Origin of the sequence: Mucilaginibacter sp. Mucisp86 (assembly GCF_047324315.1) — a bacterium.
In the GTDB taxonomy this organism is placed as follows: Bacteria; Bacteroidota; Bacteroidia; order Sphingobacteriales; family Sphingobacteriaceae; genus Mucilaginibacter.
Window position 1 is genome coordinate 2919482 of record NZ_CP168503.1, and the last position, 14203, is coordinate 2933684.

12 protein-coding genes are annotated in these 14203 nt (G+C 45.5%); 5 read left to right on the forward strand and 7 right to left on the reverse strand.

Translation table 11 applies throughout. The features are described 5' to 3' along the window. The first annotated feature begins 1 nt into the window (after position 1). The 3 genes from ACEN9X_RS12470 (at position 2) to ACEN9X_RS12480 (ending at position 2737) form a co-directional block, all read left to right on the forward strand. Entirely contained in the window at positions 2-1078 is a 1077-nt protein-coding gene (locus tag ACEN9X_RS12470; RefSeq protein ID WP_413670672.1) for an NAD(P)H-dependent flavin oxidoreductase, read from the forward strand. Continuing rightward, positions 1075-1824 carry an MBL fold metallo-hydrolase gene (locus ACEN9X_RS12475; RefSeq protein WP_413670673.1) on the forward strand — a complete coding sequence of 250 codons (750 nt, stop codon included), beginning with the start codon at positions 1075-1077 and terminating at the stop codon, positions 1822-1824. The genes ACEN9X_RS12470 and ACEN9X_RS12475 overlap by 4 nt, the downstream gene beginning before the upstream one ends. Positions 1825-1894: 70 nt before the next feature. Further along, on the forward strand, positions 1895-2737 hold the full coding sequence (locus ACEN9X_RS12480) for an SDR family NAD(P)-dependent oxidoreductase (RefSeq protein ID WP_413670674.1): 843 nt from the start codon (positions 1895-1897) through the stop codon (positions 2735-2737). A 13-nt stretch (positions 2738-2750) separates the two neighbouring features. Here ACEN9X_RS12480 and ACEN9X_RS12485 read toward each other — a convergent pair whose 3' ends face one another. From ACEN9X_RS12485 to ACEN9X_RS12500, 4 genes are all read right to left on the reverse strand, one after another. Next, the gene (locus tag ACEN9X_RS12485) at positions 2751-3191 is read right to left on the reverse strand and encodes a cupin domain-containing protein (RefSeq protein ID WP_413670675.1); all 441 of its coding nucleotides are present in this window, start codon (positions 3189-3191) and stop codon (positions 2751-2753) included. Between the two features lie 72 nt (positions 3192-3263). After that, complete coding sequence (gene ppsA, locus ACEN9X_RS12490; RefSeq protein WP_413670676.1) at positions 3264-5909, reverse strand: phosphoenolpyruvate synthase; 2646 nt, start codon at positions 5907-5909, stop codon at positions 3264-3266. A gap of 508 nt (positions 5910-6417) precedes the next feature. Further along, complete coding sequence (locus ACEN9X_RS12495) at positions 6418-9093, reverse strand: carboxypeptidase regulatory-like domain-containing protein (RefSeq protein ID WP_413670677.1); 2676 nt, start codon at positions 9091-9093, stop codon at positions 6418-6420. Continuing rightward, a complete protein-coding gene (locus ACEN9X_RS12500) occupies positions 9090-10013 on the reverse strand; it encodes a GLPGLI family protein (RefSeq protein WP_413670678.1) in 924 nt (307 codons plus the stop codon). Before ACEN9X_RS12500 ends, ACEN9X_RS12495 begins: the two co-directional genes overlap by 4 nt. A 232-nt stretch (positions 10014-10245) precedes the next feature. Here ACEN9X_RS12500 and ACEN9X_RS12505 point away from each other — a divergent pair, with 232 nt between their 5' ends. Together ACEN9X_RS12505 and ACEN9X_RS12510 are read left to right on the forward strand one after the other, a co-directional pair. After that, positions 10246-11394, forward strand: a complete 1149-nt coding sequence (locus tag ACEN9X_RS12505; RefSeq protein ID WP_413670679.1) for a sensor histidine kinase — start codon at positions 10246-10248, stop codon at positions 11392-11394. After that, positions 11391-12083 carry a LytR/AlgR family response regulator transcription factor gene (locus ACEN9X_RS12510; protein ID WP_413670680.1) on the forward strand — a complete coding sequence of 231 codons (693 nt, stop codon included), beginning with the start codon at positions 11391-11393 and terminating at the stop codon, positions 12081-12083. Before ACEN9X_RS12505 ends, ACEN9X_RS12510 begins: the two co-directional genes overlap by 4 nt. 15 nt (positions 12084-12098) lie before the next feature. On the opposite strand, the gene ACEN9X_RS12515 is transcribed toward ACEN9X_RS12510, so the two are convergent. Genes ACEN9X_RS12515 through ACEN9X_RS12525 form a run of 3 tightly spaced genes read right to left on the reverse strand, consistent with a single transcriptional unit; the run spans position 12099 to position 14187 of the window. Further along, positions 12099-12500, reverse strand: a complete 402-nt coding sequence (locus tag ACEN9X_RS12515) for a cupin domain-containing protein (protein WP_413670681.1) — start codon at positions 12498-12500, stop codon at positions 12099-12101. Between the two features lie 42 nt (positions 12501-12542). After that, entirely contained in the window at positions 12543-13610 is a 1068-nt protein-coding gene (locus tag ACEN9X_RS12520) for an alpha/beta hydrolase (RefSeq protein WP_413670682.1), read from the reverse strand. A 19-nt stretch (positions 13611-13629) separates the two neighbouring features. Further along, positions 13630-14187 carry a DapH/DapD/GlmU-related protein gene (locus ACEN9X_RS12525; RefSeq protein ID WP_413670683.1) on the reverse strand — a complete coding sequence of 186 codons (558 nt, stop codon included), beginning with the start codon at positions 14185-14187 and terminating at the stop codon, positions 13630-13632. Positions 14188-14203: the final 16 nt, after the last annotated feature.

A 14203-nucleotide genomic window follows, 5' to 3' on the forward strand; every position in this document is an offset into this window, starting at 1 on the left:
CATGTGGTATAACACAAAAGCAACAGAGATACTGGGCATAGATTATCCGATTATGCAGGGGCCTTTTGGCGGCAATCTATCGTCGGCCGAATTGGTGGCCGCGGTATCAAATGCCGGCGGTTTGGGTGGTTATGGGGCGTATACCCTCAGCGCGCCTGAAATTGTTGAGGTTGATAAACAGATCAGGGCGGCAACCAACAAGCCGTATAATATCAACCTATGGGTTTCGGAAACCGATGCGCCCAACGGCGAAGCTACTGATGAACAGTATGAACATGCATCGCAACTATTTAAGCCATATTTTGATGAGGCCGGAATCCCGGTACCACCAAAACCGGCGCCTTTTAAGCTGCGGTTTGAAAATCAGTTACAGGCCATTCTTGACCTTCGCCCAAAAGTTTTCAGTTTTATGTTTGGTACATTATCCGCCGACATCATGGAGCAATGTCGCAGGTTAGGCATTGTCACCGTTGGTGCGGCTACTACACTGGATGAGGCCATTGCTTTAGAAGCTACCGGCGTAAATATGATCATCGCATCGGGCTTTGAAGCCGGTGGCCACAGGCCATCGTTCCTTGCCCCGGCAGAAGCATCAACTACCGGCACTTTTGTATTGCTGCAGCTGATCAAAGACAAAATTAAAACTCCGGTTATTGCTGCAGGCGGCATTGCCAGTGGCAGGGGAGTAGCAGCAGCCTTAATGCTGGGCGCTGATGCAGCGCAAATAGGCACTGCATTTTTAGCCTGTGACGAATCGGGCGCGCTCCCAATCCACAGGCAAATGCTTTTTTCGGATGCGGCTAAGTATACCACCTTATCCCGCGCGTTTACCGGCAGGCTTGGCCGTGGTATTACCAGCCGGGTAGCCAAAGATCTGATTGGCAAAGAAGCGGGTTTTTTACCCTTCCCATTACAAACAACCTTTATGGCCCCATTAAGAAAAGCCGCGCTTGAACAGCAAAAATGGGATATGATTTTATTCTGGGGTGGGCAGATAGCGCCGATATTGAAACATAAAAAGGCTGCCGACCTGATGCAATCCATAATTGAAGATACTACCAAAATCATGAACCCATGAAAAATGAAGTTAATGTAACCTACCTGGGCGGCCCGACCGTTATTTTAGAGATCGGCGGTTTAAGGCTTATGACCGACCCAACACTTGACCCGGCCGGTGAGCAATTCATGATCAATGATAAGCCCGCTTACCATAAAACCGAAGGCCCGGCTACTACGGAAATTGGTAAAATAGATGTGGTTTTGCTAAGCCATGACCAGCATGGCGATAACCTCGATAATGCAGGGCGGGAGTTGCTGAAACAGGTTGATAAAACATTAACAACTAAAATAGGAGCCGAAAGATTAGGCGGCAACACCATAGGCCTTTCACCCTGGGAAAGTATCCAGTTAAATGATGAAGTAGTGGTAACCGGTACACCTGCAAGGCATGGCCCTGCAGGCAGCGAAAAACTTACCGGCGATGTAACCGGCTTTATTGTAACTGTGGAAGGGCTTCAAATTTATTTTACCGGCGATACTGTGTTTTATGACGGGGTGAAAGAGGTTGCAGAAAAGTTTAAACCGCAATATGTATTCATATTTGCCGGTGCAGCCAAACCCCGTGGTCCGTTTAATGTAACTATGGGCACTAATGATGCTATTGATACGGCTTTTGCCTTCCCCGATGCTACGATTATACCGGTGCATTTTGAGGGCTGGTCGCATTATACCGAAACAGGCGAGATGCTACAACAATCATTTGATGCGCTGGGGATTGGCGGACAGCTTAAGATCCTTAAACCAGGCGTAAAAACAAGTTTATAAGTAATACCAGTATGGGTTTGCAGGCTGCTGAAATGCAGGCCGGATGACTCATGCTTAAAAAAATCAAACCATGAACTCAGCAAAAGTATGGTATGTAACCGGGGCCTCCCAGGGATTGGGACTTACCCTTGTAAAAAAGCTATTAGAAAAAGGCTATCGCGTAGTTGCAACGTCACGTAACGCGCAATCCCTGAAACAAGCAGTAGGGATCATTGATACAGACAGGTTTTTGCCTTTGGCTGTTGATTTGAGCAACCCGGATTGTATAGAAGAATCCATCCGTGAAACACTCAACGCTTTTGGACAAATTGATGTATTGGTTAACAACGCCGGTTATGGTATGGCCGGTACGATTGAAGAAACCGAACGGCAAAAGATCCATGATATTTTCAGTGTTAACGTGTTGGCCACGATTGATGTAACCAAGGCTGTGCTGCCTGTTATGCGTAGTCAAGGTTCTGGATATATTATCAATATAGGTTCGGTAGCGGGTTTTGTTGGCGCACCGGGCTGGTCGGTTTATTCGGCTACTAAGGCCGCCATTGCCGCATTTTCGGAAGTGCTGGCACTTGATCTTAAAGAGTTTGGTATCAAAGTAACGGTGGTTGAACCATCAGGTTTCCGTACGGGATTTCTTACTGCGGGCTCATTGGCTTTTACCGAAAGCCATATTGGAGGGTATCATGCAGTTAAAAATGCCCAGCAGCGTTACCTCGCCGCCGATGGCAAACAACCCGGCGATCCTGAAAAGGCATCGGAGATCATGATCGGCCTTACAGAAATGACAGAACCACCGCTCCATCTTTATTTGGGAGAGGATGCCTATAAACGGGCTTCTGAAAAGCTTGGCATAATGGCTGCCGAGCTGGAACAATGGAAGCCGGTTACTATATCTGCCGATTTTAAATCGTGATTTGGGTAGCGGCCTATGCGGGTTTCACCAGTTCAAGCCCGTGACCTTTCATGATGGTTAGGATCTTTTGCATATCCGGTGGACCACCAGGATTGATCACCGCTGCAATTTCGCGGAAATATGCCGGGCCTATAGATGCCGGAGAAAGCGTGCAGAGTGCCCTTGCTGTTTTATCGTGCAGGTTGTTGAAACCATGAATAGTTCCCCTTTTTATAAAGCAATGATCGCCCGGTTGTAGCTCCCGCATTTCTGTGCCTATCAATTGTGTAAGCGTCCCTTCCAATATATACAGCGTTTCGTCTACATCAACATGAAAATGAGGCGCCGGTACTTTCGCTCCGGGCGGAACTACGAGCTCAAATTGTACAAGCGTGCCATCTGTATCATCGCCATCAAACAAAAAATTGATCTCAAGAGAACCTAAGCTGATGCGTTCTTTAAAGTGAGCAAACATGTGTGGTTGGGTTTATGGTTGGTGTATTATTAAAAGTATTCATTTTCCGGTACAATTCCAATAAGTATTAAGCTACAAGATCTCTACATACCCATCCGTGCCGTTTACCCTGATCCGTTGCCCATCCCTGATCAGGTTTACAGCGTTTTCCACCCCGACAATGGCCGGCAAGCCATATTCACGTGCTATAACTGCGCCGTGGGTCATCAGTCCGCCGACTTCGGTTACCAGTCCTTTTATAGATACAAATAATGGTGTCCAGCTGGGGTCGGTAAATCTTGTGATTAAAATATCTTCATCTCCCAGGTCTGCATCTTCCATGTTTAGGATCACGCGCGCCCGGCCCTCAATGATTCCGGCAGATACGGGCAGACCTATGATAGCGTCTGCGGGACGAGCCTCCCGTTGATACCTGCCCACGATAATTTCGCCGTCGGAAGTGATAACACGAGGCGGGTTTAGTTTTTCATGTAATTTATGCTCATCTTTTCGTCGGTTGATAATCTGGTAATCCAGCTCACCTGTGCGTACTACTTCGCGCAGCTCATCAAATTGGAGATAATAGATATCCTCTTTTTCATGGATCAGGCCGGCATGTACCAGCTTTTCGGCTTCCTTTAGCAGTGCCTGTTTATAAACAAAGCTGCGGCTAACAATGCCATATTTAGGATATTCACGATACCCGGCAAAATTGCGGAGCAGGCCTATCTTTTGTTTCGTTTCTCCGGCCTTTGGTTCTCCATCGGGTAATTGCTTCAATTTATCCAGCAGTTCCTGTTCTTTTTTCAAAGCTTCCTGCAATCCATTCTCAAATTTTCGGGCAGCTTCACCGGGGGCAAAATTTTTGATATTATTGAGAAGCATTGGAACCAGGATCATTGGTTTTTCGCTCCAGCGTGTTTTAGTAATATCTATTTCGCCGGCGCAGCGCATCCCGTATTTGTTAAGATAAGTAACGATAGCGTCGCGGGTTTCCTCGCCGCCGGTAAATTTTACCAGTTCATTCAAAAAGGTATCATCTTTTGTGTGTTGCAGATAATCAATTACTTCAGGATACGGACGGATCACATCCGCAACATTCAGCAATTCCAGTCCCATTTCTGAAGTGATATTGTTTGATACAGACTGGGAAACTATATCTGCTGCATTCTTTTCACCCAGCCACTCGCTCATTTTTTCATTGATCCATGATGATGCGCTGATTGCAGCCATGATCATAGCCAGGCTTTGCGGGGTAAATAAACCTCTCCTTAGTCCCTGGAGATCTTCGATAATAAAATCAAACAGATCAGTTCCTGATTTTGTCAGGATATTTTGTTTCAACACTTCTACTGATGCCAGGCTTTGCTTAATCAGGTTAGCTGCAATTTCCGGGTCGTTTTCTATGGGTGCCGGGGGAGCTAAGGCAGGGTTAACCGGTGCGTTTTTACCGGGAGCAGGTTGTGTATTTGGCACCAATTTTATGAAATCGCCACGGTCTATGATGCTCATAATTGCATCTTTTATAAGTGGGTCATGTTGCGCCATCGCATTCAGCAAAGCTTCCCTGCCGGCGGCAGAAGCCAGGCTGTCTGCAACGTCAACAAATAACCTTCCGCCCGCTTTATACATCGGCCGTACAGATGTTAGCTGCCATAAAGATAGTCCTAATGGTTTCATGGCATCGGTCATCATTTGCTGATGGCCTACAGATATGTAAACGTGGTTTTCATGATCATTGGCTTCGGGAACCGGGTATAAAGTAGTGATGGGCCTGCTTTGAACAATATAAAATGCATCGCCGGCCAAACACCATTCAATATCCTGCGGATTACCGAAATGTTTTTCAAGCCTTCTGCCAATGTGCTCAAGCTGTAAAATCTGCTCGTCTGTGAGTACCGGCCTGATTTGCACCTCTGGCTCAAGCTGCTGGTGTTTTGTGCCGCCATCTTTTGATGCATAAATGGCCATCTTTTTGGCAGGAATTTTCTTGTCGATGATCTCTCCCGTGTGTACTTTATAATTATCAGCATTCACCAAACCCGAAACCATGGCCTCGCCAAGCCCGAAACCTGCATCGATAGATACGGTTTTTCTGTTACCGGTAACCGGATCGGCAGTAAACAAAATCCCCGCTGCCTGTGGGAAAACCATTTTTTGGACAACAACAGCTAAGTAAACCTTACGATGGTCGAAACCGTTTTGAATGCGATAGGTCACCGCCCTGTCGGTAAACAATGATGCCCAGCATTTGCTGATATGCTTCAGAATTTCGTTTTTACCGATAATATTCAGATAGGTATCCTGCTGGCCTGCAAACGAAGCTGTCGGAAGGTCTTCGGCCGTAGCGCTGGATCGTACCGCAAAGGCCTGGTTGTTATCAAACTTTGTAATATGGTTTGTAATCTCATCGACTATATCTTCAGTAATAGAAGCATTTTCGATAGCCGCACGGATTTTTGCGCTTATCCGGCTGATACTTTCTCTTTCTTCTGTCTTTAAACTCATTAGTTCATCCAGTAAACCGTTAAGCTCAATGTTATTTTCGGTTACTTCTTTAAAGGCTTCGGTAGTAATGCAAAAACCTTCGGGCACTTGTATTCCCTCGATGCGCGAGAGCTCTCCCAGGTTGGCACCTTTGCCTCCCACGGTCATGAGCTTTGAACGGTTAATGTCTTCAAAGCTGAGAACGTAAGTGTGTGATTTTGTGACTGTGTTGAATTTGTTTTCGGCGGTCATACTGATGGTTTTGGAGAGATTGATAACCAAAAGTATAAGGTAAAAATGATCAAAAAGCTGTTTTTAAAGTATATTTTTTTAAGCGCAATAATGACAGAAACAGGGCGTTATCCTTACAAACAAAGAGAAATAAATGTCTGCTTTATTGCAGGGTTTGGGCGCCGGTTTATTGACCGGCTTTTTGTTTGGGATAAAGCGAAGGATTGTGCAATTTTCTCGTCGAAAACAACCATGTGTATACGCCTTTAAAAAAGAAAATGTCATTTCGATAGAGCAGGAGTGGGCTGCGTGGTGGCGCGAAAGAGAAATCTTCTACATCAGGCTTCACAACTATACTTGTAAAAGTAGGGTGTAGAAGATTTCTCCTCACCTCCGGCGCACAAATCCCTACCCTTGGTTCGTCGAAATGACATTTTTTCTATTAATGATAAAATTACATTTCATCAGGATCTCTCGTAGAAGACCTGACTTCACCAGACAGTTGCACTGATGAGGCAGGAATATCCCTTCAAATATGAAACATCACTTTTAGCAGTATAATTCTTCCCGGTAGGGTATACGAGCTTGCGGTCAATGTATTGGCCGGTAGGTAAAGCGTATTGTAAGTTTTTACATTGAGGAAATTGGCGGCGCTTAGCTCCAGGTCGGTTTTCCATTGCTCTACCCTGAGTTTTGCCGAAGCATCTGCAAAAAAGTATTTCAGATCGGGGTTGCCCTGCTGGCGGGTGAAGTAATGTTCGCCCGATAACTTGAACTGCAGATCGGTTACAGGGTTATAATTTACCGAAGCTTGTTGAAGTAACTGGTTAATGTGATAGGCCGAGGCCTCTGCCACCGAATGGCTGTGTGTTTGTGTAAATATAGCTTTATAGCTAAAGTTTACCTGGTCGTTTACTTTGGTATCAACGCCTGCATTAAGGGTGGTAGAAATGGTATTGAAAGGCAGCAGTGCACTATTCTGGATCTGTACCGATTTATTGCTTTGCCATTGAATCCCTCCGCTAAAAGTTGTTTTTAATGCAAAGGAATATTTGCTGACTGTGCCGTTCGCCGTCCACGAATCGGTACTGTTTTGGTATGGCAGCACTACGCGTTGCTGCAGATTGTTGGTGATTACCCCTGATGCGATGTTATTGGAAGCGATATGGTTATAAAGTACGTTTACACTGGCGAAAAATAGTGTTAGCGCCTTACGATAATTGAATCCCAAGGCTGCCATCTGATTTTGCCTTTCGGTAAGACCGGCATTGTTGGCATAAAGCGTGCGGTAATCTTTCAGGATATAGCCCCGGTACATATCCTCAATAGTACCTGTTTCGTTGCGGTAGCTGTAAAGGAAATTCAGATAGTTTTCGAGCCCGGTTTGATATTTCACCTTTAGTTGAGGATTAAAATATAACCGGGTTAGGCTTTTGCGCAACGAATACAGGCTATCTGAATAATTGATCTGCTGCAGGCTCAGCGGCAGCGTTAGGTTCACTTTCAGGATATCGCCTGGCAGATCGTAGGCGGCTTCGGTATAGATTTTTTTTCGTGTCCAGTTTAAATGGTTTATCGAACTGTCCGATTGGAGGTTAACTGAGTTATTATTTTGAATGGTGCTCAAATCAGATGTTAAATTTTGTGATTGAACACTGAACCCTGTCCTGAAGCTTTGTGTGATAAGGCTTGACGGTATCTTGAAAGAGAGATAGTTATTGGTGTACCATGCCGGTACATTTACATTTTGCGTCAACAGGGCATAGGGTATGCCGTTGTTAAATATCCCATTATTAAAGTCCGGCCCAATAGTTCTGCTCTCTGGTTCGGTCGAGTGGCTGATATAAGAATAGGCCTGGATGATATTATTGGATCTTAAAGATTTGATCAAATTAAATTCATTTGAAAAGTTCAGCGCGTTGTCCCTGAAAACCTGGTTCACCATACTGCCATTGGCGTTCAGGTCTGAATAATTGGTCGACCGGTTGTTATCCATCAGCAGCACATTATTCAGGTAATATTTGTCCTGGTTAACATTCAGCGTAAATTGAGTATGCAGTATGTCCGGGCGAAAGCGGTTATGTTGTGTTTCGTTATAGCGTACCGTGTCGCCGGGTAAATAAACGGTGGTGCGCTGGCTGTAATCCTGCCGGCGGGTATCGTGCAAATAATAGGCATTGATCTTCATTTGCACATTCTTTTTAAAGTTGACCAGGTTATTGAGATTGAGGATGCCGGCCTTGTTGAACAGGTACCGGTTGCGTGACAAAGCCGGATCATTAACCGAACCAAGCGACAGTACCGTGGCAGGCACGTCATTGTCTATTCGCTGGATATAATCAGCATAATTGTGCGATACCAGGTCCTCCTGCAAGTCGTTACCCGTGTTGTTGGCCTTGAGGTAGTTGATAGCCTTATATTTATCCTTAAACATCATGGCATTTAAATCCACATCATAATTTCCAGGCAAGCCGGCACCGATGCTTTCCTGGCCTACCATCTGTAATTTAGCACCTTTTTTAAAGCTGAGGTTGAGCGCTACATCATCGCTCATCACTTTATTTTGAAGTACCTTAACCGGCTGGTGGTTTTGGAGCACCTGCACCTGGTCAACCACGCCCTGCGGAATGGTGCTGGCAGCAATATTATATTTATCATCCAGCAAGTTATCCCCGCCGATGTACAGGTTAGTGATAGGTTTATTGTTATAGCTGATCCTGCCATCGGAGGCAATCGTTATGCCTGGCAGCTTTTTAATTACATCGCCAATAACCCTGTCCTGCACACTGCTGAAATCGGATACTTTATAGCTTAAGGTATCGCCGTTGGTCCGGAGTACCGGCCGGCTGCTTTTTACCACCACTGCCTGCAACTGGTTAATAGAAACGGATAACACAAAATCAACCAGGGCCTGCACATCAATGATATTTTTGCTTTGGGTTTTATAACCCACACAGCGAACTTCAACCATCAAATTGCTTACAGGTGTATTGGCCGGAAGGATTAAAGCATAAGCACCTTTGGCATCAGTTATGGCATAGTTTATAATGCCGTTGGTAGTTATATCCTTCAGGTTAAGGGTGGCGTAAGGAACAGCCCTGCCGGCACTGTCCTTTACACTACCCCTAATACTTTGACCAAAGCAGGCGGCCGAAAACAGCAACGCTATAAGCGATAACCATAGCTGTGTTATAATCCTGCTCATTTCTTTTCAGGCAATTCTATCGGGTTGTTGATCACTGGCTGCGGGCCTATCCTGATATCGATTTTAGGGGCTGGTCTGCCCTGGCTCGCCGCCTGTGCTGCTGCCATTGACTGTGCAAAGGCATTAGGGTCTTTACGCATCGCCTCCTGCAATTTGGCAAATTCCTTTTCGGTGGTTTTGATGGCGTTGACAGGAGGTTGGATGATGTTAGGATCACCGGGCTGATCGTCCATGCCTATCATAACCATTCGCCCCTGGTTGCCCTGGGGCTGGCTGGCAACCTGTGCATCTTTTTGGGTGGAGATTACTGCTTTTTCAACCCCGTCAAACTTAAAAACAACTTCCTTTTTGGTATCATATGCTTCCACAATTACGCCCGGTAGCCCATTGAGTTTCCAGGGACCTATATGCAGCGGCAAATCGGGGCAAAACCATGCTGTATAATCTCTGCCTTTAAAATGAGTAATGGCTTTTTGGCAATGTAAACCACCAAGGGTTGCAGTATCGCGGCTTATTTTCCATTCGACCGATGGCAGCACATCTGTTATAAGATAGTTGTTGAACAGCAACGGTTCTTTGCGGAAGAATTTTTTTCCGTTCGGATATTGGTAGTACTCCACACCCGAGCCGGACGACCGTCTTTGGATATTAACATGCCCGTCGGGAGAGTTGGCCATCTGCTCCTGAACTTGCTTTTTGAACAGCGCATCCTGCAACTGTTTATCATAACTTTTGTAAGCGCCCGCATTTTTACCTACAATCAAAACCATGTTTTCGGTGTAGGGGTGCTCCCGGTTAGTAGTGTCCCTGATATGGGAAAACTTGTAGTGTACCAACACCTGCGCGGTGTCGGGTTTTTGTGCCGATGCAGAGAACACCGAGGTTAATAGTGCGGTGCATATTAGCAATTGCTTTTTCATAATTTGGATATTTTTAAGCAATTGTACGTTGACGTTTCAAGGCGCTAAAAACATTGGTACCAACACCTTTTTCAGATGCTTGTAAAAAGGATATTTGTTATTTGGACCTCCGTCAAAAACAAATTGGCTGCGGTATCAACCCCGGATTTCAAAAAATGCCGGTTTAGCTGCCAAATCATTATATTGACATCAATAATTTATGAGTAACCGGGGCTTAATATACCTTTGACGAATGCGCCGTATCAAAGCCAAACATATCATTGAGATACTGATCCACCTGGCATTCTGGATAGGGGTGTATTATACCCTGACCTCGTTAACAGGCTCAAATGTGAGGGTGCGCATAACTCAAAACGGAAAGGTGATGGAAAAGAGCCAGATCGATACCGTTTTTCCGTATTCGCGTATTACACTTGCTTTTTTGGCCCTGCTGTTTTACGGCAATATATTTTGGATCTTTAAAAAAGTGCTCCGTTATAAAAACGTAGTTGCGGGCATAGCTATGGCGGCGGGCTGGTTTTTACTGGTTTTCATGGCCAATTACATTTTCGTTGTATCTAAATTAAACAATAACCTTCCTGCCGTGCCTCCGCTTCCCGGTTTCGCTGCAGGCGGGGGCGGCAATATTCATCTTATAGATGGCCGTAATGTAATTTTCGGGATGGGGAACTGGATGCATATGCAGCTCACCATGTTGCTTATTTTCTTAACCGCAGCGGGTCTTTCCATAGCCTATTTCTTTTTGAAGGAGTGGGCTCGGAACGAACTGGTACGCAATCAGCTGGAAGCATATCAGCTGAATACCGAGATCAAATTCCTGAAATCGCAAATTAACCCGCATTTTCTGTTTAATACACTCAATAACCTGTTTTCGATGGCTCAGGAAAAAGGGAATGACGAACTTGCCGATGGCATCTCCAAACTTTCTGGCATGATGCGCTACATGATCTATGACAGTAATGCTGATGGCGTACCGCTAAATAAGGAGATAGCATACCTGGAAGATTGCATCTCCCTGAATAAACTGCGCTATGCAGATGATGAAGTAAAAGTGATATTTGATTATCCGGCGCAAACCGGGAACGCCGTTGTTGCGCCAATGCTGTTTATCCCATTTGTTGAAAATGCTTTTAAACATGGCGTTTCTATTGGCCAAACCTCCGGGATAGATATTGCTATCACCCTGTCAGATCATAAGTTGAGTTTCTCCTGCATCAATACAAAATATGGCACTATTAAAAAGATGGAGGATGAAAAGAGCGGTATCGGGCTCGAAAATGTGAAGCGGCGGCTCGATCTGCTATATCCGGACAAACACAGCCTGCAGATAAGTGAGGACGGAGGGAAATATATTGTTAAACTCGAACTTGACCTGGTATGATAACCTGTATTGCCATTGATGATGAGCCAAAGGCGCTTGAAGTAATAGAACGTTATTGCCATAAAACAAGCCTGGTTGATCTAAAGGCTACATTTCGCGAACCGGTGAAGGCGATTGAATTCCTGAACCGGGAAAAGGTGGATCTGATCTTCCTCGATATCAATATGCCCGATATCAGCGGAATGCAATTGGTGCAAACGCTGTCGCCAAGGCCGCTGATCATTTTTACGACAGCCTATAGTCATTATGCTGTTGAAAGTTATGACCTGAATGCGCTCGACTACCTCTTAAAGCCCATTACGTTTGAGCGTTTTCTTGCGGCAATCAACAAGGCGGCGGGGGGTGTGTCTTCAAAAAACGGTGTAAGTAAAGAGGATGAGCCTACCGTTTTTATCAAAAGCGGTCCGCAAACCTATCAGGTTAAGGTGAGCGAGATCTTGTACCTGGAAAAAGACGGTAACTATATCACCGTTCACCTTAAAGACAGAAACCTCCTGGTGCGCGAAAACATGGGAGATATTTTTGACCTTGTGCCGGCAGGGGATTTTTTAAGGGTGCATAAATCGTACGTGGTAGCTATCAAACATATTACCATGATTGAAGTGCACCAGCTTATTATTAATGGCGAAAAGATCCCGATAGGCAGTACCTACCGGGATCTTTTGCGTAACCGACTGGGATTGAAATAGCGGTATCAATTTCTGCTATCGCGTAAAATTGTATTGGTCATCTGTTACGTGTTCCAGCCAATCCACCACTTTGCCATTAAGGTTTTCCTGTATGGCTATATGGCTCATGCCATTGGCAGCCGAAGCACCATGCCAGTGCTTTTCGTTAGGTTCAAACCAAACCACATCTCCAGGGCGCACTTCCTGAACAGGGCCGCCTTCGCGCTGTACCCAACCAAGTCCCGAAACAATGATAAGGGTTTGTCCCAAGGGGTGAGTATGCCAGGCTGTTCTTGCGCCCGGCTCAAAAGTTACGGTAGCAGATACTCCCCGGCGGGCCTCATTGGCATCAAATAGCGGGTCAATCCGTACTGCGCCGGTGAACCAGTCTGCCGGCCCTTTGGCAGAAGGTTTAGTGCCTAATCTTGTAATTTCCATTCTTTTTTATCGTTTTTAAAACCCTGTTTTAACAGGGATACCTTAATTAAGGTTTTTTGTAAAGAAATCAACCAGTTTGTCAAAAGGGATTAAATCTGTTTTGTCGTACAAATCTACATGCCCGGCATTCGGAACAATATACAACTCTTTTGGTTCGGCTGCACGTTGATATGCGTCCTCGCTAAACTCTCTCGAATGAGCATGATCACCCGTAATGAAAAGCATCGGTCGCGGTGAAATGGTTTCGATATCATTGAACGGATAAAAGTTCATGAATTTAACATTGCTGGTTAATGTTGGGTGTGTAGTAAGTTCGGGTGAGCTTCCCTTAGGCGTGTATTCTCCACGCGGCGTGCGGTAAAATCCGTAAAACTCGCGTTGTATAGGGTCAGTATGCTCATCGAGCTTGTGTACTGTGCCGCCGGTGTATTTGATTTCACCGCCATTGAACTCGGTATAGCGTTGTTCGGCTGCTGCAGAAATAATGTTTTTGCGCTGGTCGATGGTTAATGAATGATGGAGCGCATTCCGGTTCGCCGCGCCCATATCGTACATGCTTACGGTTGCTATTGCTTTCATGCGCGGGTCAATTTTGGCTGCGCTGATCACAAAACTGCCACTACCGCAAACACCAATTACGCCTATCCTGTTCCTGTCTGCAAAAGTACTGCTGCCAAGAAAGTCAACCGCCGCACTGAAATCTTCGGCATAAATATCGGGCGAAACAGCATTGCGTGGTTGGCCCTCACTTTGGCCCCAGAACGATAGGTCGATGGCTAAAGTAATGAAACCCCTGTCGGCCATATTGGATGCATACACATCGGCACTTTGTTCTTTTACTGCACCCATGGGATGGCCTACAATGATAGCCGGGTGCTTTTTATTCCGGTCTAAACTTTTGGGGATAAAAAGATGCCCTGCAAGGTTCATCCGGTATTGGTTTTTGAAAGTAACAGCATACATGGTAACCTTATCGCTTACCTTAAAAGTTGTATACCCCTTGGGCGATATTTCTTCCATTTTTTCTGTCTTCTGTAATTTGTCTGATTGAGCGTAGGCCTGTCCTGACAGCATCAGCAACGCAGCCGCTACAATTGTTAAATTTTTCATATGGGATGTAATTTTCTTATTAAAAAATGGTCCTGATTACCTTTGCCGGAACCCCACCGACAACTGTGTTGTCCGCAACGTCCTTGCTGACTACAGCACCTGCAGCAACAACGGCATTTTCGCCAATGATTACACCGGGTAAAATGGTTGCCCCCGCACCAATCCAGGCATTTCGTTTAATCAAAATGGGTTTGCATAACATCCCGCGGCGGTCTGTAGGGTCAAGCGGGTGATTCTCGGTAATAAGGTTTACTTTAGGGCCTATAAGCACATGGTCTTCCAGGGTAATACCGCCCATGTCCAGGAAAGAGCAGGCATGATTAATGAATACATGTTTGCCTATATTGATAAAGCGGCCCAAATTGGTGTGGAATGGCGCAAATATGGTGGTACTGTTGTCAATTTGGCTTCCGATAATTTCGCTGAGCTTCTCTCGTACCTCGTCCACACTGGTTGCAGCATTGAGCGCCGGAGATAAAGACAGCGTGCGGTTTACCACCTCGTTTACCTTCATAAATTCCGGGTCATCCAGCCCGACAAGTTCTCCGGCTTTCAGTCTTTCGAAGATATCTTTCATAGTGCAAAAGTAGGGC